Origin of the sequence: Microvirga pakistanensis, assembly GCF_004458765.1 — a bacterium.
Lineage (GTDB): Bacteria > Pseudomonadota > Alphaproteobacteria > Rhizobiales > Beijerinckiaceae > Microvirga > Microvirga pakistanensis.
On record NZ_SPJX01000151.1, the window covers coordinates 1 to 223 of the forward strand.

Consider the following 223-nt stretch of genomic DNA (forward strand, 5'->3'; position numbering starts at 1 on the left):
CGCCGAACGTGTCGAGCCCGTCGAGGGTGATGGCGATAGGCTCCCGCCAGCGGGAATCGCCGAGGATCGAACACACATCGTCCGCCATGCGCGCATCGATGTCGCCGATGACGCGCAGGGTGATGTGATAGTTTTCAGGATCGATCCAGCGCGCCCCCGGCAATCCGCCGCGATAAGCGGACAGGGCAAGGCTGATCTCGGAGGGAATCTCGATGCCGGTGAA

The 223-nt window shown here is 63.7% G+C and carries 1 protein-coding gene; it reads right to left on the minus strand.

The features are described 5' to 3' along the window. The coding region (locus E4K09_RS04670) for a 2'-5' RNA ligase family protein (protein WP_280177445.1) at positions 1–223 on the minus strand (223 nt) is incomplete at both ends.